This window comes from Serpens gallinarum, from assembly GCF_014836765.1.
Lineage (GTDB): Bacteria > Pseudomonadota > Gammaproteobacteria > Pseudomonadales > Pseudomonadaceae > Serpens > Serpens gallinarum.
Window position 1 is genome coordinate 169,484 of record NZ_JACSQG010000001.1, and the last position, 16,661, is coordinate 186,144.

Sequence of the window (16,661 nt, forward strand, 5' to 3'; positions counted from 1 at the left end):
GTACGTCTGTATTACAGGCTAGACGCAACGGTGGCGCGCGCAATGGTCCGTGGCAGCAGTCAGCGCTTGAGGATTTGCACGCCCGTAGCGGTGCCCAGCAGCAGCACATCGGCGGGCCGGGCGGCGAACAGGCCATTGGTGACCACGCCGACGATGGCGTTGATGTCGGCTTCGAGCTTGGCCGCATCGGTGATGTGCAGGTTGTGAACGTCGAGGATGACGTTGCCGTTATCGGTGACCACTCCCTGGCGATACACCGGATCGCCACCCAGGCGGACCAACTGGCGGGCAACATGGCTGCGCGCCATCGGGATCACCTCCACCGGCAGCGGGAAACCACCCAGAACCGGCACGCGCTTGCTGGCGTCGGCGATGCAGACGAAGGTCTTGGCCACTGCGGCGACGATTTTTTCGCGGGTCAACGCCGCGCCGCCGCCCTTGATCAGCTCCAGGCGGTCATTGGCTTCGTCAGCGCCATCAACGTAGAACTCCAGTTCGCCGACCGAATTGAGGTCATAGACCGCAATGCCATGGTCTTTCAAGCGCTGGGCAGTGGCTTCCGAGCTGGCCACGGCGCCATCGAAATCGAATGTGTGACGAGCCAGGGCATCGATGAAGTAGTTGGCGGTGGAGCCGGTGCCCACGCCGATGACGCTGTTGCGCTCCAGGTGCGGGAGGATGTAGTCGACGGCGGCCTGGGCCACTGCCTGCTTGAGCTGGTCCTGATTCATGACGGGTTCCAGGGGTAAATAAGGCGCGAATTATAGCCTTCGGGGGTGGGGCGGTCTCGCCGCGCTGAGACCGGTGAAGCGATTTTTCCGAGGAATTCGCAGGTGGTCGTCAGCCGAAGCGCTGGAGTAGACTGATTCCCCCGCGCAACGCCTATCACGATAAGACCGCCACGATGCTCGAACAGTACGTCAAGAAAACCCTCACCTCGCGCGTCTATGACGTCGCCGAGGAAACGCCGCTGCAACCCGCCCGCCAATTGTCCGAACGCCTGGGCAACCAGATTCTCCTCAAGCGTGAAGATCTGCAGCCGGTGTATTCCTTCAAGATTCGTGGCGCCTACAACAAGATCGCCCAGCTCAGCGCCGAAGAGCGCAGCCGTGGCGTGGTCACCGCGTCGGCCGGCAACCATGCCCAGGGCGTGGCGCTGGCCGCCAAATACCTGGGCATCAAGGCCACCATCGTCATGCCGCGCACCACGCCGGAATTGAAAGTGCAGGGCGTGCGCGCCCGTGGCGGCAAGGTGGTGTTGCACGGCGACGCTTTTCCCGAAGCGCTGGCCCACTCGCTGAAATTGGTCGAAGAAAAGGGCTTGGTTTATATCCACCCCTACGATGATGAATATGTCATCGCGGGCCAGGGCACGGTGGCGATGGAAATTCTCCGCCAGCAACAAGGGCCGTTGGACGCGATTTTCGTACCGGTTGGCGGCGGCGGGCTGATTGCCGGGATTGTCGCCTACGTCAAATACCTGCGCCCGGAAATCAAGGTAATCGGCGTCGAGCCGGATGATTCCAATTGCCTGCAGCAGGCGTTGGCCGATGGCGAACGTACGGTGCTGCCCCAGGTCGGCCTGTTCACCGATGGCGTGGCCGTGGCGCAGATCGGTGAGCGCCCTTTCGAGATCTGCAAGGATTACGTCGATGAGGTGATTACCGTCAGCACCGACGAAGTGTGTGCGGCAATCAAGGACATCTACGAGGATACCCGCTCGATCACCGAACCGGCCGGCGCGCTGGGGGTGGCGGGTATCAAGAAGTACATCGCCCGTGAAGGCATCACAGGGCAAGTGCTGGTGGCAGTCGACTCCGGCGCCAACATCAATTTCGACCGCCTGCGCCATGTCGCCGAACGCGCCGAGCTGGGCGAAAAGCGCGAAGCGATCATCGCCGTGACCATTCCCGAGCAACCGGGCAGCTTCAAGACCTTCTGCCAGGCAATTGGCAAACGGCAAATTACCGAATTCAACTACCGCTACAACTCCGAGCGAGAAGCGCACATCTTCGTGGGCGTGCAGACCCACCCCGAGCACGATCCGCGCGAAGCGCTGGTCGAAGGGCTGCGCGAGAAAGGCTTTCCGGTGCTTGACCTGAGCGAAGACGAGATGGCCAAGCTGCATATCCGCTACATGGTTGGCGGCCATTCGGCAGCCATCAATGACGAGATTGTGCTGCGCTTCGAGTTTCCGGAGCGCCCGGGCGCGTTGTTCAACTTCCTCAACAAGCTGGGCGGACGTTGGAATATCTCGATGTTCCACTACCGCAACCATGGCGCGGCCGACGGCAGGGTGGTCGCCGGGCTGCAGGTGCCCGAGGCGGACCGTCATCTGCTGCCGGCGGCGCTGGAAGCGATCGGTTATCCGTACTGGGATGAAAGCGAGAACCCGGCCTACAAGCTGTTTCTAGGGTAAGCAAGGACAGCGACGTTCGACTGGCTAGACTGCAAGCATCAAACAACGGGGAGCGCGCCATGGAGGCCTACCTGAGCCTGCAGATTCTGCAAGGGTTGCTGGCGGTCTTGTTGCTGGCCGTCAGTGCCGGCCTGGCATGGATGGTTTGGCACCGCTGGCAGGCTTCGAGCTGGCCGCAGCGGCCTGCCTTGGATGCCTCGGTTCGGGTGGGCCTGCCGGCGTTGGCCGTGCTGGTTATCGCCGCGCCGATAGTGGCCTGGTGGTTGCTGCACCTGGGCGAGGTGCCGTTCGGTTACTTGTGGGTGCTGGGTAGCGCCTGTCTCTATCTGCTCGCCGGCATCGCCTGGTTGCTGTTGGGACAGCGCCTGCTGCGCGTGTATCGTCAGCCCGCGCTGGCTGACCAGGCGCGTTTTTTACCCGTGACATTCGCCTGCGCCGTTGTAGCGCTGGTTGTGTTGCTGATCATTCTGCTGTTGATCGCGCTGCGTCCGCTGTAGCGAAACCGTCGCCTGCCGTAGGGCGGATGTCGCTTTCTACATCCGCCATGACCATCGCGCGGTGGATCGATAACGCGTGACCCACCCTGAACCTCAGTATCGGCGGCCGGACCTGGTCGGCTCAACGCAGCGATATAACCGGCCAGCCGCGTTTTAGCGCTTCCTCGCGCAGGATCGGGTCGGGATCGACGGCTACTGGGTGGCTGACGCGCGACAGCAGCGGCATGTCATTGCGCGAGTCGCTGTAGAAATAACTGTCGTCCAGGGATTGCCGGTTTTCTGCCAGCCAGCGCTCCAGACGCGTGACCTTGCCGTCCTGGAAACAGGGCACGTCAATGCAGCGCCCGGTGTAGCGGCCGTCCTGCATTTCGCATTCGGTGGCCAACAGCGTGTCCACACCCAGGCGTCGAGCGATGGGTGCGGTGATAAAACGGTTGGTGGCGGTGATGATCACCACCCGGTCGCCGGCGTCGCGGTGTTGGCGAATCAGCGCCTCGCCCTTGGCCAGGATGATGGGCTCGATATGGCTGGCCATGAATTCACGGTGCCAGCCTTCCAGGTCACTCATGGCGCTGCGCCCGAGCAGTTCCTGGCAGAAATCCTGATAGGCCAGTACGTCCAGGCGACTCTGCAGGTAGTCCTCATAAAAGGCATCGTTGCGTGCGCGGTAGCTGTCGGCGTCGACCAGGCCGCGTTGGCAGAGGAATTCGCCCCAGGCGTGGTCGCTGTCGCCAGCCAGCAGGGTGTTATCAAGATCGAATAAGGCCAGGCGCACGGAAACCTCGCAAATGCGGAAAATAAAAGAGACCAAGCATACCGGGTCTGTCGGTTTGGCTGAAGGTGACGGACTGCGTTCACGCGCCTTGACACAGAGGCATGCAAGTTGCTTTCGGCACCGAGTATTTTTGTGGAACAATGCGGTGAATGTAGGTTTACGAGGTGGTCCGACGTGATCGACTCCGATGGTTTCCGTCCCAATGTCGGCATCATCCTGACCAATGATAGTGGCCAGGTGCTGTGGGCACGACGAATCAATCAGGATGCCTGGCAATTTCCCCAAGGTGGCATCAATCCGGAAGAAACGCCCGAACAAGCCCTGTACCGTGAATTGAACGAAGAAATCGGTCTGGATCCGCAGGATGTGGAAATCCTCGCCTGTACCCGGGGCTGGTTGCGTTATCGCCTGCCGCAACGCCTGGTGCGTACTCACAGCCAACCGTTGTGCATCGGTCAGAAGCAGAAGTGGTTTTTGCTGCGCCTGGTCGCGGATGAGCAGCGGGTGCGCATGGACCTGACCGGCAAGCCCGAATTCGATGGCTGGCGCTGGGTCAGTTATTGGTACCCGCTGGGCCAGGTCGTCACCTTCAAGCGCGAGGTTTACCGCCGCGCCTTAAAAGAATTAGCCCCGCGCCTGTAGGCGCGGGACGGGAAACGGGGAGAAAGGCTCTGAGCATGCTCAATACGCTGCGCAAGATCGTCCAGGAAGTGAATGCCGCCAAAGATCTTAAAACGGCGTTGGGCATCATTGTGCAGCGGGTGCGCGAGGCCATGGGCAGCCAGGTGTGCTCGGTCTACCTGCTCGACCCGGAAACCAACCGCTATGTGCTGATGGCCACTGAAGGCCTCAACAAGCGTGCTATCGGCAAGGTCAGCATGTCGCCCAACGAGGGTCTGGTCGGCCTGGTCGGCAGCCGTGAAGAACCCCTCAACCTGGAACATGCATCCGAGCATCCCCGTTACCGTTACTTCGCCGAAACCGGCGAAGAGCGCTACGCCTCGTTTCTCGGTGCACCGATCATTCACCACCGACGCGTGATGGGCGTGCTGGTGATTCAGCAAAAAGAACGCCGCCAGTTCGACGAGGGTGAAGAAGCTTTTCTGGTGACCATGAGTGCCCAGCTCGCTGGCGTCATCGCTCATGCCGAGGCCACCGGCACGATCCGCGGCTTGGGCAAACAGGGCAAGGGCATCCAGGAAGCTCGCTTTGTTGGCATCCCCGGCGCACCCGGCGCCGCCATCGGTACCGCCGTGGTGGTGTTACCGCCGGCCGATCTGGATGTGGTGCCGGACAAGTCCATTGAGGATATCGACGCGGAGCTCAAGCGCTTCGACAACGCGCTCGCCGCGGTGCGCATCGACATGCAAAAACTGTCGACCAAGCTGGCCACCCAGTTGCGCCCGGAAGAGCGGGCCTTGTTCGACGTCTATCTGATGATGCTCGACGACGCTTCGCTGAGTAAGGAAGTGGTGCGCATCATCAAGAGCGGCCACTGGGCGCAGGGGGCGCTCAGTCAGGTGGTCAAGGCGCACGTGCATCGCTTTGAAATGATGGATGACGCCTACCTGCGCGAGCGAGCATCGGACATCCGCGATATCGGTCGCAGGTTGCTGGCCTACCTGCAGGAAGATCATCAACAGACGCTGGAATACCAGGACAACACCATCCTGGTCAGTGAGGAGCTTACCCCGGCGATGCTCGGCGAGGTGCCGGAAGGCAAGCTGGTCGGCCTGGTCTCGGTGCTCGGCTCGGGCAACTCCCATGTGGCGATTCTTGCCCGGGCGATGGGCATTCCCACGGTGATGGGTGCTGTCGATCTGCCGTATTCGAAGATCGATGGCATCGAGCTGATCATTGACGGCTACCATGGCGAGGTGTTCACCAATCCCGGCCCGATCCTGCGCAAGCAATACACCGAGGTGGTCGAGGAGGAGCGGCAACTGACCCAGGGGTTGGATTCCCTAAGGGCGCTGCCGTGTGAAACCCTTGACGGGCAGCGCATGCCGTTATGGGTGAATACGGGCCTGTTCGCCGACGTGGCCCGTGCCCAGAAGCGCGGTGCCGAAGGGGTCGGCCTGTACCGCACCGAAGTGCCGTTCATGAGCAAGGAGCGCTTTCCGAGCGAAAAGGAGCAACTGGTCATCTACCGCGAGCAGTTGGCCGCCTTCCATCCGCAGCCGGTCACCATGCGAACCCTGGACATCGGCGGCGACAAAGCGCTGTCGTATTTTCCGATCAAGGAGCAGAACCCGTTCCTGGGCTGGCGCGGCATTCGCATCACTCTCGACCATCCGGAAATTTTCCTCGTCCAGGTGCGCGCCATGCTCAAGGCCAGTGAGGGATTGAACAACTTGCGCATTCTGCTGCCGATGATTTCCGGGCTGCATGAGCTGGAAGAGTCGCTGCACCTGATTCATCGCGCCTGGAGCGAGGTGCGCGACGAGGAAATCGATATTGCCATGCCGCCGGTAGGGGTGATGATCGAGATTCCCGCAGCGGTGTATCAGATCCGCGAGCTGTCGCGCCTGGTTGACTTCGTCTCGGTCGGCTCCAATGACCTGACCCAGTACCTGCTGGCAGTGGATCGCAATAATCCCCGGGTTGCCGACCTCTACGATTTCTTTCATCCGGCGGTCTTGCAGGCGCTCCGTCAGGTGGTTGACGGTGCCCATGCCGAAGGCAAGTCGGCAAGCATTTGCGGCGAAATGGCCGGCGATCCCGTGGCGGCGGTGCTGTTGCTGGCAATGGGCTTCGACAGCCTGTCGATGAATGCCACCAACCTGCCCAAAGTGAAGTGGCTGCTACGGCAGATCAGTTCGGCCAAGGCCCGCGAGCTGTTGGAGCAGGTCATGCAAATTGACAGTCCGCATATCATCCGCAGCACGATGAACCTGGCGCTGCGGAATCTGGGGCTGGGGCGGGTGATCAACCCGGCAGCGTCCATCCAGGCCTGAAAGCTTTTGCACCCCTGTGGGCAACCCATGAAGGTGACGACTCATGATGCAGCCTGCCCTGGTAGGCAGTCGCGATGCGGCCCTCGATCTGCTCAAGTGGCTGGCAATGCTGAGCATGTTTGTCGATCACCTGCGGTTTGTCTGGCCTGAGCTGGCCTGGGCGTTCGTGCCCGGTCGCCTGGCCTTTCCCTTCTTCTGTCTGGCTGTGGCCGCGAATGTCAGGCGCGGTGTACTGTCCTGGCGTTACCTGGCGTGGCTCCTCATGTTTGCCCTGCTATCGGAGTGGCCGTACCGGTTGCTGGTGGGCAACAGCACGACGCTCAATATCCTGCCCACCTTGGCGCTGGGGTTGCTGATTGCTCAGGGTGTTGCTCATGAACAAGCGCGAGTGCGCGGGCTGGCGTTGCTGGCACTCGGCGTGGCCTGGTGGGGACAGCAGCATCTGATGTTCGGCTTTATTGGTGCCTTGCTGCCAACGGCCTGCCTGTTGGCGCTGAGTCGACGCGGCGGTTGGTATTTGCTCGCGGGAATGTGTGCGGTGCTGGCCAATTATTCACCGACGCTATGGGCCGGCGCGCGACAGTTTCAGGCCTTCGCCTGGGTAGGCGTAATGGTCTGTGGAGTGGCGCCGCTGTTGGGATTGAGCTTGCTGCGGGGTGGACTAGAACTGCGCATCTGGCCGTTGCGGCGTTGGGGTTACCTGCTGTATCCCGGCCACCTGCTGATCTGGGCGCTGGTGCGCGAGCAGGTGGCCCGATAAGACGCGGTTAGCGGTGCTTGTGATGCCAGTGCTCTTTGTAATGGCCCTTGCCACGCTTGTGTTTGTGCTTGTGGCGGTCATGATGCACGCGGCGATGATCACCCCGGTAGTCGCGGCGGTCATCGTCACCGTAGGCATTGCCCAGGGCACCGCCCGCGGCGCCACCAATGGCAGCACCCAGCAAGCCGCCATTTGCACCGCCTGCCTGTTGGCCCAGCACGTTGCCGCCGGCCGCGCCCAGGCCGCCGCCCACTGCGGCTTCGGTACGGCTGCGCCGGTCGGCACCCACCGCGCTGCCAGCGGCACCGCCAACGCCTGCGCCGATCGCGGCACCTGTGCTGCCACCGATATGTCCACCGACCACGCTACCCATTACGCCGCCCAGGGCACCACCGACTGCCGATTCAGTATTGTTGCCGGCAAAGACGCCGCCACTGAACAAGCCAAGGGTCAGCAATATAATCGGGGAATGTCTTTTCATCAGGTGTTGCCTCATCGGAATGACGAAGCGATGCTCGCTGCCAAATGCTTTCTACACAAGCCGGAAGCCGACGAGCTGCATGGCTTTACCGGCTTTTTACTGAGTCTTTACAAGGAGTTGCAGATACATGGAACCTTGCTTGCGAGAGCAAGGTCCGATACAGCTTGGCCAACCATTGGAGCAACTCGCAGCTGTTGATTTTTCATCCAGCGCGGGACTTCAACGCGCACATCATGGTCGCAGTAGCGGCATCGGCAGCCACAGCCTCGTTCAATGAATGCTGCGCTATGACAGCGAAGTCTGTGTCTTCGCTGTCCCTTCCCCAGTAGGCAGGCAGTGCGGAGCGCAAACCCCGCGACAGGTGCGGGGTGCTTGGTTTAGTTGCAGACCAGTTGATAAACCTTATCTGTGGTATCAACTTTTTCAAATATGGTATCGCTGACGGGCTTGCCTCTTTCGTGTGTGGCGCGCTCTTGTGTGGTGCAATTTAAAACGGACTCAAAGATGATTTGGCGCTCGCTCGGGTCTTTCAGGAAGTGATAAGTGAAATATTCCACCAGAATCTGATGGTTTTGTTCGCTGCGCTTTGAGGTGCCGTCAAAGGCGGTAAAGGCATTGATCACCGGGGAGATGTAGCTCCAGGGTTTAAAAAAACTGGTGGTGTGTTTCTCGTAAATAACGATGCTTCCTGCGGGTAGTTGGCCGGCTTTAAATTCGTACCAGCTGTAGTCGTAGTAGGCGTGGTAGCCAAACATGCATAAGCCAGCACCGACTGAGATAGTCCATTTGGGTAGTCTGCCACCGCTTAATTTTCTTAGCAGGTGAAGGAAGGCGCCTCCGCAAAGACCTATTATCAAAACAGCGAAAAGGTGCCATATCATTAATTATTACTCCGGATAAAAAAGTGGGCTTTCTAAGAAAGCCCACTAAAGTTTTGCAACCCTATTTTACACTATTCAAGATTTATGTGTAGCGCACGCGACGTACCATGCCTTGAATTTCTTCTGATGGTTTTTCTGTGAGCAGAGAAACAGTGATAGCAGCGGTGAAGTTAATGGCTGCACCAATACAGCCAACAGACAGCGGCGAAATGCCAAGTATCCACTCGCTAGGCGTATTCTCCAGGAGGTTGGTTCCCGGAATAAAGAAGATGCCCAGGTAGGTGAAGATATAGCCAATGGTGAAGAGCGAACCCGCCAACATGCCTGCAACCGCGCCCCTGCTGTTAATGCGGGCAAAGAAGATGCCCATCATCAGTACCGGGAAGATCGAGGATGCTGCTATACCGAATGCCAGTGCCACTGTCTGTGCCGCAAAGCCGGGTGGATTAAGCCCCAGCCATGTCGCCACGATAATAGCCGCTGTCATGGAGAGACGCGCATAGAGCATCTCCTGTTTATCGGTGATATTTGGCGTTAGCGTATTCTTCAACAAGTCATGACTGAGTGCAGACGAAATGGCCAGTAGCAAGCCAGACGCTGTGGACAGCGACGCGGCAATGGCACCCGCCGCCATCAAGCCAATCAGCCACACCGGCATGTTGGCGATCTCTGGCACAGCCAATACCATGATGTCGTTGTTTACAGTCAGCTCGTTACCCATCCAGCCACGCTCTTCAGCCTTGTCGAAGGACTTGTCGGGCGTCGGCAGGGTGCCATCGTTGTAGAACTGGATGCGACCATCGTTGTTCTTGTCATTAAAGGTAAGAAGGCCGGTAACTTCCCAGTTTTTGAACCAATCCGGACGCTCTTCGTAAACCAGTGCAGGCTTATCAGTACCGTCTGGGAACACCGTTTCCAGCAGGTTCAGGCGCGACATCGCTGCCAGCGCGGGCACAGTGGTGTAGAACAGGGCAATGAAGACCAGTGCCCAGCCCGCCGACCAGCGTGCGTCCTGAATGTTGGGTACGGTGAAGAAGCGGATGATGACGTGGGGCAGACCTGCAGTGCCCACCATCAAGGTCAGGGTGAACAGGAACATGTTCCACTTGTTAGACACGTCAGCGGTGTAGTCCTGGAAGCCAAGGTCACTTACTACTTGGTTAAGTTTTGCAAGTAGTGGCATACCTGAAGCTGTGTGCTCACCCACCAAACCTACTTGTGGCAGGAAGTGCCCGGTCATCATCAGCGAGAGGTAAATGGCAGGAATGGTGAAGGCTAGAATCAATACAATGTACTGAGCTACCTGAGTGTAAGTTACACCCTTCATGCCACCCAACACCGCGTAGAAGAACACCACGATAGCCGAGAGGATAAGGCCCCAGTCAGCGCTCACTTCCAGGAAGCGGGCGAAGGCAACACCGGCACCGGTCATCTGGCCGATTACGTAAGTGAGCGAGATAATGATCAAGCACACAACCGCAACCACACGTGCTGGCTTACTGTCGTAACGCTTCCCAACGAAGTCCGGCACTGTGTAAGTCCCGAAACGACGCAGATAAGGAGCTAGCAGAGTAGCAAGTAGCACATAGCCACCCGTCCAGCCCATCACAAAGGAAGAGTTGACGTAACCCGCTGAAATCAAGCCTGCAACCGAAAGGAAGGACGCAGCAGACAGCCAGTCGGCAGCTGTTGCCATCCCGTTCATTACTGGGTGAACTTCACCCCCGGCGATGTAGAACTCTCTTGTTGACTTTGCACGGGCCCATACTGCAATCCAGGTGTAGATTACAAAGGAGCCCAGCACAAAGATCAAGTTGACTGCGAATTGGCTCATGCTTACTCCTCCAGGCCGTATTCTTTATCTAGCGCGTTCATTCTCCAGGAGTAGAAGAAGATTAATGCTAGGAAAGTAAAGATCGAACCCTGTTGTGCAAACCAGAAGCCCATATCAGCTCCACCGATGTGGATACCCATTAAGAAAGGGCGCAGTAAGATACCAAAGCCGTATGAGACTGTTGCCCATATGCAAATAGTGATGATGATTAAGCGTAGGTTGGTTGCCCAATACGCCTTATCTTTTTCGGTGACTTGTTTAGGCATAATTATGCTTTCCTTTGATAAATTGTTTTTGTTAGCTAGGATTGCTTAAGTTATTGTTTTTATGTATGGAATTCCTCTTGAATCTCCATTTTCACGGATGGGCCGTTCTTTTATTGCCACTGGTTTTTTAGTGGTTTTCCTGGGTGATTTATACGGCACCCTAACAAGTTTGCCATTCGACTTTAGGATTCTTAACGTTAGTGAGCTAAGTGTTTTTTTGGCGGCTGTGCGATGGCGTGGCGCCCAGCTCGGCGCTTCCCTGTTCGTGGACCCTCCCAGTCCGCCTTCTTGTGGCGGTAGATGCCCTCAAATCAGGTACAGGTAGAAATACGGGCCCGTACCGCTGTCGGCGGGCACATGTTCCATGACCATACCTGGTTGGCGATGTTCGGCACATGGCTGGTCGGCGTCTTCACCCGTGCGCGGTGGCTGGCTACGACTGCGGTGTTGCGGCTGACCGACAGCGTGCAAGACGCGGTAGTGCGTGTGTACCGCGTCGTTTGCCAATAGCGCATCCGCCGCGAAGCGCTTACAGGCGCTGCAGGTAGTCACTACCGCCCAACTGCCAGCTCTGCTGGCGAATCCACCGGGCGCGCTGTTCGATATAGCGGGTCGGTTGCCCGGCGCTCCAGCGCAGAGGATTGGGCAGGGTGGCGGCGAGCAGGCTGGCCTGGCGCGCTGACAACTGACGCGCGCCAATGCCGAAATGATGGCGGGCGGCAGCTTCGGCACCGAACACGCCTTTACCCCACTCAACGCTGTTGAGGTACACCTCGAGAATGCGCTGCTTGGGCCAGAACACCTCGATCAGCGCGGTGAACCAGGCTTCCAGCCCCTTGCGCACCCAGTTGCGGCCCGACCAGAGAAACACATTCTTGGCCACCTGCTGGCTGAGTGTACTGGCACCGCGCAACGAGCTGCCGCGCTGGTTGTGGGCCAGAGCGTCTTGAATGGCATCGAAATCGAATCCCCAGTGCTCGGCAAATTTTTGATCTTCGGCGGCGATCACGGCGACTTTCAGCGAGTCCGGCAATTCAGCCCACGGCCGCCAGTGACGCTGCAGCTGGGGTTGCCTGCCTTCCAGCCAGGCGTCGACGGTTTGCTCGACCATCAGGGCGGTGCCGGGCGGCGGCACCCAGCGGAAGATCACCACCAGGGCAATACTGAGCAGAACCAGGGCCGATATGACCTGCAGCAGACGACGGATCATGGCCCGTATCATGGCTGGCCCGGTACGGCGAGGTGTTGCGGTGGCAGGCAAATAACGGACTGGCAAGGCATTATGGCGGGTCTGTTTTTATCGGCGGGAGTGTGACCATGTGGCGAGCCTACCTGTTGGCGGCAGCATTTTTTGGTTTTACCGGTGTGGCGCTGGGCGCCTTTGCCGCACATGGCTTGAAGAGCCATTTGACCACGCAGTACCTGGCGGTGTTCCAGACCGCTGTGCAGTATCAGCTGATTCATGCCTTGGCGTTATTGAGTGTCGCGTTGCTGGCCCGCCAGGCTGGCTCGCGCGTGCTGGCCACCGCTGGCGTGCTGGCCACCGCTGGCGCGCTGTTCAGCCTGGGAATCCTGTTGTTTTCCGGCAGTCTGTACCTGATCACGCTGGCCGGTTTGAACCTGGGACTGGTCACGCCGCTGGGCGGTGTGCTGTTTCTTTGCGGCTGGTTGTGCCTGGGTGTGGCCGCCTGGCAGCGACCCACGCCGTAAGCCGGACGACGGGGCGCGGCTTGGTCGGCCCCCATGATCGGGCTAGAATGTCGTCCCTTTTCCAGACGGTGGGCGTTACGGCATGCGTATCCTGTTGAACGGCGAACCCTACGAGCTGAACGACGGCCAATCCGTCGCCGATCTCCTGGCGCGGCTCGAGCTGACCGGCCGGCGAGTGGCGGTGGAGCTCAACCTGGACATCGTGCCGCGCAGTCAGCACACCAGTACCTTTCTGGCCGAAGGTGATCGACTTGAAGTGGTGCATGCCATTGGTGGCGGTTGAGTCCTGCTGGTAATGCGCTAATCGATGATCGATGTTTTTTCGCTACCGAGGACTAACCCATGAGCGCAGCACCCCAAGACAAACCCTTCGTGCTGGCCGGCCGCACGTATCAGTCGCGCCTGCTGGTAGGCACCGGCAAGTACCGTGACCTTGAGGAAACCCGCGTGGCCATCGAGGCTTCAGGGGCCGAAATCGTCACCGTGGCGGTGCGCCGCACCAACATTGGCCAGACAGCGGGTGAACCGAACCTGCTCGATGTGATTTCCCCCTCGCGCTATACCATCCTGCCCAATACCGCTGGGTGCTATAACGCCGAGGAGGCGGTGCGCACTTGCCGTCTGGCCCGCGAACTGCTCGATGGCCAACAGCTGATCAAGCTGGAAGTGTTGGCTGACCAGAAAACCCTGTTCCCTAATGTCATCGAAACTCTCAAGGCCGCCGAAGTGCTGGTCAAGGATGGTTTCGAGGTGATGGTCTACACCAGCGACGATCCGATCATCGCGCGTCAGTTGGCCGAAATCGGCTGCGTTGCGGTGATGCCGCTGGCCGGGTTGATCGGCACCGGGCTGGGGATCTGCAACCCCTACAATCTGCGCATCATTCTCGAAGAATCCACCGTTCCGGTGCTGGTGGATGCCGGCGTCGGAACCGCGTCGGATGCCACCATTGCCATGGAAATGGGTTGCGAGGCCGTGCTGATGAACAGCGCCATCGCCCATGCCCAGCATCCAGTGCTGATGGCCCGTGCCATGCGCCATGCCATCGAAGCCGGTCGCCTGGCCTGGCTGGCCGGACGCATGCCGAAAAAGCTCTATGCCAGCGCGTCTTCGCCGCTGGATGGTTTGATTTAATCAGGCCGCTGAAAACGCCGACCATCACGTGGCGGGGCCTACCGTCACGTGCCGTTTATTTGTCACAGGTTTTTTATGACTGACCAGAGCCAAGCGCCCGAGCACGAGCAGCCGGAGCACCGCCGCACCATCAAGAGTTTCGTCATGCGCGCCGGGCGCATGACCGAAGGCCAGCAGCGCGGGCTGGATCAGGGCTGGCCCTTGTTCGGCCTGGAATTGGCTGACGGCCTGCGGGATTTCGACCAGGTATTTGGTCGTCAGGCGCCACGTACCCTGGAAATCGGTTTTGGCATGGGGCATTCGACCCTGGAGATGGCCGCCGCTGCGCCGGAACAGGACTTTATCGGTATCGAGGTACATCGGCCGGGCGTGGGCGCCCTGCTAAACGGACTTTTGTCACAGAACCTGACGAATGTCCGGGTATACAGTTGCGACGCCCTGGAAGTGCTGCGCGACTGTATTGCCGACGCCAGCCTCGACCGGGTACTGCTGTTCTTCCCTGACCCCTGGCACAAGTCACGCCACCACAAGCGGCGGATCGTGCAGCCGGCCTTTGCCGAGCTGGTGCGCCAGAAGCTCAAGGTGGGTGGTGTGCTGCACATGGCTACAGATTGGCATGCGTATGCCGAGCATATGCTGGAGGTCATGCGTGCCGCGCCGGGGTATACCAACCTGGCCGGAGCGGAAGACTTTGTGCCGCGCCCCGAGGAGCGTCCGATTACCAAATTCGAACGACGGGGTGAGCGACTCGGCCATGGTGTCTGGGACCTGAAGTTCCAGCGCACTGACTGAAGCCACGCAAGCGACAGCAGGGCTACAAGGAAAAAACAACAACAATAAACCGGGACCACCCGGTGAGCTGGTTTTTCCTCACAGGCAATGGAGATGGCTTCGGCCAATTACAGGAGTGCGACACGTGAGTGTCGCGGGGAGTTAGCTGTGTTGAAACCCGTGGTAATACTGCTGATGGCCGGTTGCATGATGCACGCCCAGGCCCAAGTCACCCCTGCTCAAGCCGCGCGCCTGGGACAAGATCTTACCCCGCTGGGGGCGGAGCGCGCCGGTAATGCCCAAGGTACCATCCCCGCCTGGACGGGCGGGATTACCCAGCCGCCCGCCTCGTATCAGCCGGGCATGCATCACCCGGACCCGTTTGCCGACGATCCGGTGCTGCGGGTCATCGACAAAAGCAACATGGCGGCCCATCTGGCGCAGCTGCCAGAAGGACTGCAGAAACTGCTCGAGCAAAATACGAATTATGCGCTGCGGGTCTACCCGACGCGGCGCAGCGCTTCGGTGCCAGAGCGTATCTATGCCGAGACGCAGAGAAATGCGACAACGGTTGAGTTGATCTCCGCAGGCAATGGCGTGGATGGAGCTGCGTCGGGCATTCCCTTCCCGTTGCCGCAGAACGGGCTGGAAGCTATCTGGAACCATATCCTGCGTTATCGTGGCGAGCAGCTGCATATGGTCACCAACCGGGTGGCGGTGTTGGCCAACGGCAGTTACACGTTGCTCAAACTGGATCGCGATATCCGCTTCAACTATGGCCGCGAAGGCATGACGCCGGCCGAACTGAACAACACCCTGTTCCATTACAAATACCGGGTGGTATCGCCCTCCCAGCTGTCCGGCTCGGCGCTGGTGATCGAGGAAACTCTTGATCAGGTCATGGCGATCCGCAAGGCCTGGCGCTTCAGCCGTGGCGAACGTCGCGTACGCCGCCTGCCGACCCTGGCCTACGACTCGCTGCAGCCTGACACCAACGGCATGGCCACGGCGGACATGGTCGATGCCTACAATGGCGCACCGGACCGTTACGAGTGGGAGCTGCTGGGCAAGCGTGAAATGATCGTGCCCTATAACAGCTATGCGGTGCATCAGCAGGGTATTCCCTACGAGGACATATTGCGTGAGAAAACCGTCAACCCTGACCTGCTGCGCTACGAGCTGCACCGTGTCTGGGTGGTGGAAGCCACGCTGCGTACCGGACATCGCCACGCCTATGCCAAGCGCCGCTTCTACATCGATGAGGACAGCTGGCAAATCCTGGTGGTGGACCTCTTCGACAAGCAGGGCGAGCTGATTGGCCTGCAGGAAGCCCATCCGATCAATTATTACGAAGTCCCGGTGTTCGTCAGTACGCTGGAAACCCTGTACGACTTCAAGGACAAGCGCTACTTCGTCGACGGTCTGGACAACAACGAGCCGATGTACGACTTCAACGTCAGGCTCCACCCGCGCGACTTCACCGCCCAGGCGTTGCGTCGCGAAGGTAACTGAAGGCCTCGAGTTGCACGCGGATTAGCCTTAGCCACTCGCAGGGTGGAAAACCGCAAAACGTTTTCCACCACTGCGTGTCGCACGTAAGCGTCCTGCCCACGGTAGACGGTGGATGTAAAAAGCGACATCCACCCTACAAACCGACCGCGCCATCGCCAGCAACACGTTCGGCGAGCAGGCGGCTGCCGCATGTTTGTCGTGCGCGCCGACTGACCACTGGATAAGACCGTCACCGACGGTCAGCGATAATCCCCAGCATGACGAAGGCCAGCAGGAGCACCGGCGCCAAGCTGTAGTTGTTTAACTGGGCCAGGCCTTTGACCAGCCAGGGCGCAACGAAGACGATGCCAAACCCATAGACCAGCGCGCAAAAGATCATGAACAGCAGGGTGCGCAGGAAAAAGTTGAGGCTGCCAATCTGTCGGCGCAGCCAACTGTTCAGACTGGGACCTAACAGCACCAGCAAGGTGGCCATCAGCGTCAGCGCGATTTCGCTCAGATGGCCGCGACTCCAGCGCGACAGGGTGACGAGTAGATCCAGAACAATGTCCATGCGCGTACTGCTCCTCAAAAGCCTGATATCGAGAGGGATGAGGCAGCGTTTATAACCCGAAGAAATAAAGCAGGAAAGGTTTTACCGCAGTCGATCAAATCCGCGGCGTGT

At 59.4% G+C, this 16,661-nt stretch carries 19 protein-coding genes; 10 read left to right on the forward strand and 9 right to left on the reverse strand.

Annotated features, from left to right (window positions below):
* Nucleotides 1–59 precede the first annotated feature (59 nt).
* On the reverse strand, nt 60–731 hold the full coding sequence (rpiA, locus tag H9642_RS00795; RefSeq protein ID WP_251834512.1) for a ribose-5-phosphate isomerase RpiA: 672 nt from the start codon (nt 729–731) through the stop codon (nt 60–62).
* A 173-nt stretch (nt 732–904) separates the two neighbouring features.
* Here rpiA and ilvA point away from each other — a divergent pair, with 173 nt between their 5' ends.
* Both ilvA and H9642_RS00805 read left to right on the forward strand, forming a co-directional pair.
* Nucleotides 905–2,419: a threonine ammonia-lyase, biosynthetic gene (ilvA, locus tag H9642_RS00800; RefSeq protein WP_251834513.1), complete on the forward strand. Its 1,515-nt coding sequence runs from the start codon at nt 905–907 to the stop codon at nt 2,417–2,419.
* A gap of 59 nt (nt 2,420–2,478) precedes the next feature.
* Nucleotides 2,479–2,916 (forward strand): DUF2269 family protein, encoded by a 438-nt coding sequence (locus tag H9642_RS00805; RefSeq protein ID WP_251834514.1) that lies wholly within the window; start codon nt 2,479–2,481, stop codon nt 2,914–2,916.
* A gap of 121 nt (nt 2,917–3,037) precedes the next feature.
* Here H9642_RS00805 and H9642_RS00810 read toward each other — a convergent pair whose 3' ends face one another.
* The gene (locus H9642_RS00810; protein WP_251834515.1) at nt 3,038–3,691 is read right to left on the reverse strand and encodes a histidinol-phosphatase; all 654 of its coding nucleotides are present in this window, start codon (nt 3,689–3,691) and stop codon (nt 3,038–3,040) included.
* A gap of 174 nt (nt 3,692–3,865) precedes the next feature.
* On the opposite strand from H9642_RS00810, the gene H9642_RS00815 reads away from it, so the two are divergent.
* The 3 genes from H9642_RS00815 to H9642_RS00825 are packed head-to-tail and all read left to right on the forward strand — an operon-like array spanning nt 3,866 to nt 7,408.
* Nucleotides 3,866–4,333: an RNA pyrophosphohydrolase gene (locus tag H9642_RS00815; protein WP_251834516.1), complete on the forward strand. Its 468-nt coding sequence runs from the start codon at nt 3,866–3,868 to the stop codon at nt 4,331–4,333.
* Nucleotides 4,334–4,368: 35 nt separating this feature from the next.
* A complete protein-coding gene (gene ptsP / locus H9642_RS00820) occupies nt 4,369–6,648 on the forward strand; it encodes a phosphoenolpyruvate--protein phosphotransferase (protein WP_251834517.1) in 2,280 nt (759 codons plus the stop codon).
* 43 nt (nt 6,649–6,691) lie between these two features.
* On the forward strand, nt 6,692–7,408 hold the full coding sequence (locus tag H9642_RS00825) for a TraX family protein (protein WP_251834518.1): 717 nt from the start codon (nt 6,692–6,694) through the stop codon (nt 7,406–7,408).
* A gap of 7 nt (nt 7,409–7,415) precedes the next feature.
* Here the strand turns inward: H9642_RS00825 and H9642_RS00830 are convergent, their stop codons facing one another.
* The 6 genes from H9642_RS00830 to mtgA form a co-directional block, all read right to left on the reverse strand.
* Nucleotides 7,416–7,889 carry a YMGG-like glycine zipper-containing protein gene (locus H9642_RS00830; RefSeq protein ID WP_251834519.1) on the reverse strand — a complete coding sequence of 158 codons (474 nt, stop codon included), beginning with the start codon at nt 7,887–7,889 and terminating at the stop codon, nt 7,416–7,418.
* A 377-nt stretch (nt 7,890–8,266) separates the two neighbouring features.
* Entirely contained in the window at nt 8,267–8,644 is a 378-nt protein-coding gene (locus H9642_RS00835) for a hypothetical protein (protein ID WP_251834520.1), read from the reverse strand.
* Nucleotides 8,645–8,852: 208 nt separating this feature from the next.
* Nucleotides 8,853–10,604, reverse strand: a complete 1,752-nt coding sequence (locus H9642_RS00840) for a sodium:solute symporter family protein (RefSeq protein WP_251834521.1) — start codon at nt 10,602–10,604, stop codon at nt 8,853–8,855.
* 2 nt (nt 10,605–10,606) lie between these two features.
* Nucleotides 10,607–10,870, reverse strand: a complete 264-nt coding sequence (locus H9642_RS00845; protein WP_251834522.1) for a DUF4212 domain-containing protein — start codon at nt 10,868–10,870, stop codon at nt 10,607–10,609.
* A 306-nt stretch (nt 10,871–11,176) separates the two neighbouring features.
* The gene (locus H9642_RS00850) at nt 11,177–11,377 is read right to left on the reverse strand and encodes a hypothetical protein (protein ID WP_433962653.1); all 201 of its coding nucleotides are present in this window, start codon (nt 11,375–11,377) and stop codon (nt 11,177–11,179) included.
* 22 nt (nt 11,378–11,399) lie between these two features.
* Nucleotides 11,400–12,092 (reverse strand): monofunctional biosynthetic peptidoglycan transglycosylase, encoded by a 693-nt coding sequence (gene mtgA, locus H9642_RS00855; RefSeq protein WP_251834523.1) that lies wholly within the window; start codon nt 12,090–12,092, stop codon nt 11,400–11,402.
* A 95-nt stretch (nt 12,093–12,187) separates the two neighbouring features.
* Here mtgA and H9642_RS00860 point away from each other — a divergent pair, with 95 nt between their 5' ends.
* The 5 genes from H9642_RS00860 (at nt 12,188) to H9642_RS00880 (ending at nt 15,997) form a co-directional block, all read left to right on the forward strand.
* Nucleotides 12,188–12,580, forward strand: coding sequence for a DUF423 domain-containing protein (locus H9642_RS00860; RefSeq protein ID WP_251834524.1), 393 nt, complete (start codon nt 12,188–12,190; stop codon nt 12,578–12,580).
* Between the two features lie 82 nt (nt 12,581–12,662).
* Complete coding sequence (gene thiS / locus H9642_RS00865; protein WP_251834525.1) at nt 12,663–12,863, forward strand: sulfur carrier protein ThiS; 201 nt, start codon at nt 12,663–12,665, stop codon at nt 12,861–12,863.
* A gap of 59 nt (nt 12,864–12,922) precedes the next feature.
* Nucleotides 12,923–13,714: a thiazole synthase gene (locus tag H9642_RS00870; RefSeq protein WP_251834526.1), complete on the forward strand. Its 792-nt coding sequence runs from the start codon at nt 12,923–12,925 to the stop codon at nt 13,712–13,714.
* 75 nt (nt 13,715–13,789) lie between these two features.
* Nucleotides 13,790–14,506 (forward strand): tRNA (guanosine(46)-N7)-methyltransferase TrmB, encoded by a 717-nt coding sequence (trmB, locus tag H9642_RS00875; RefSeq protein WP_251834527.1) that lies wholly within the window; start codon nt 13,790–13,792, stop codon nt 14,504–14,506.
* A gap of 147 nt (nt 14,507–14,653) precedes the next feature.
* Nucleotides 14,654–15,997 (forward strand): DUF1329 domain-containing protein, encoded by a 1,344-nt coding sequence (locus H9642_RS00880; protein ID WP_251834528.1) that lies wholly within the window; start codon nt 14,654–14,656, stop codon nt 15,995–15,997.
* A gap of 229 nt (nt 15,998–16,226) precedes the next feature.
* Here the strand turns inward: H9642_RS00880 and H9642_RS00885 are convergent, their stop codons facing one another.
* Entirely contained in the window at nt 16,227–16,550 is a 324-nt protein-coding gene (locus H9642_RS00885) for a DUF3392 domain-containing protein (protein WP_251834529.1), read from the reverse strand.
* Nucleotides 16,551–16,661: the final 111 nt, after the last annotated feature.

Bases quoted from the DNA above. Each gene is read 5' to 3' on its own strand.
- rpiA (WP_251834512.1), bottom strand. From the start codon at position 731: ATGAATCAGGACCAGCTCAAGCAGGCAGTGGCCCAGGCCGCCGTCGAC.
- ilvA (WP_251834513.1), top strand. From the start codon at position 905: ATGCTCGAACAGTACGTCAAGAAAACCCTCACCTCGCGCGTCTATGAC.
- H9642_RS00805 (WP_251834514.1), top strand. From the start codon at position 2,479: ATGGAGGCCTACCTGAGCCTGCAGATTCTGCAAGGGTTGCTGGCGGTC.
- ptsP (WP_251834517.1), top strand. From the start codon at position 4,369: ATGCTCAATACGCTGCGCAAGATCGTCCAGGAAGTGAATGCCGCCAAA.
- H9642_RS00825 (WP_251834518.1), top strand. From the start codon at position 6,692: ATGATGCAGCCTGCCCTGGTAGGCAGTCGCGATGCGGCCCTCGATCTG.
- H9642_RS00830 (WP_251834519.1), bottom strand. From the start codon at position 7,889: ATGAAAAGACATTCCCCGATTATATTGCTGACCCTTGGCTTGTTCAGT.
- H9642_RS00835 (WP_251834520.1), bottom strand. From the start codon at position 8,644: ATGTTTGGCTACCACGCCTACTACGACTACAGCTGGTACGAATTTAAA.
- H9642_RS00840 (WP_251834521.1), bottom strand. From the start codon at position 10,604: ATGAGCCAATTCGCAGTCAACTTGATCTTTGTGCTGGGCTCCTTTGTA.
- H9642_RS00845 (WP_251834522.1), bottom strand. From the start codon at position 10,870: ATGCCTAAACAAGTCACCGAAAAAGATAAGGCGTATTGGGCAACCAAC.
- mtgA (WP_251834523.1), bottom strand. From the start codon at position 12,092: ATGATACGGGCCATGATCCGTCGTCTGCTGCAGGTCATATCGGCCCTG.
- H9642_RS00860 (WP_251834524.1), top strand. From the start codon at position 12,188: ATGTGGCGAGCCTACCTGTTGGCGGCAGCATTTTTTGGTTTTACCGGT.
- thiS (WP_251834525.1), top strand. From the start codon at position 12,663: ATGCGTATCCTGTTGAACGGCGAACCCTACGAGCTGAACGACGGCCAA.
- H9642_RS00870 (WP_251834526.1), top strand. From the start codon at position 12,923: ATGAGCGCAGCACCCCAAGACAAACCCTTCGTGCTGGCCGGCCGCACG.
- trmB (WP_251834527.1), top strand. From the start codon at position 13,790: ATGACTGACCAGAGCCAAGCGCCCGAGCACGAGCAGCCGGAGCACCGC.
- H9642_RS00885 (WP_251834529.1), bottom strand. From the start codon at position 16,550: ATGGACATTGTTCTGGATCTACTCGTCACCCTGTCGCGCTGGAGTCGC.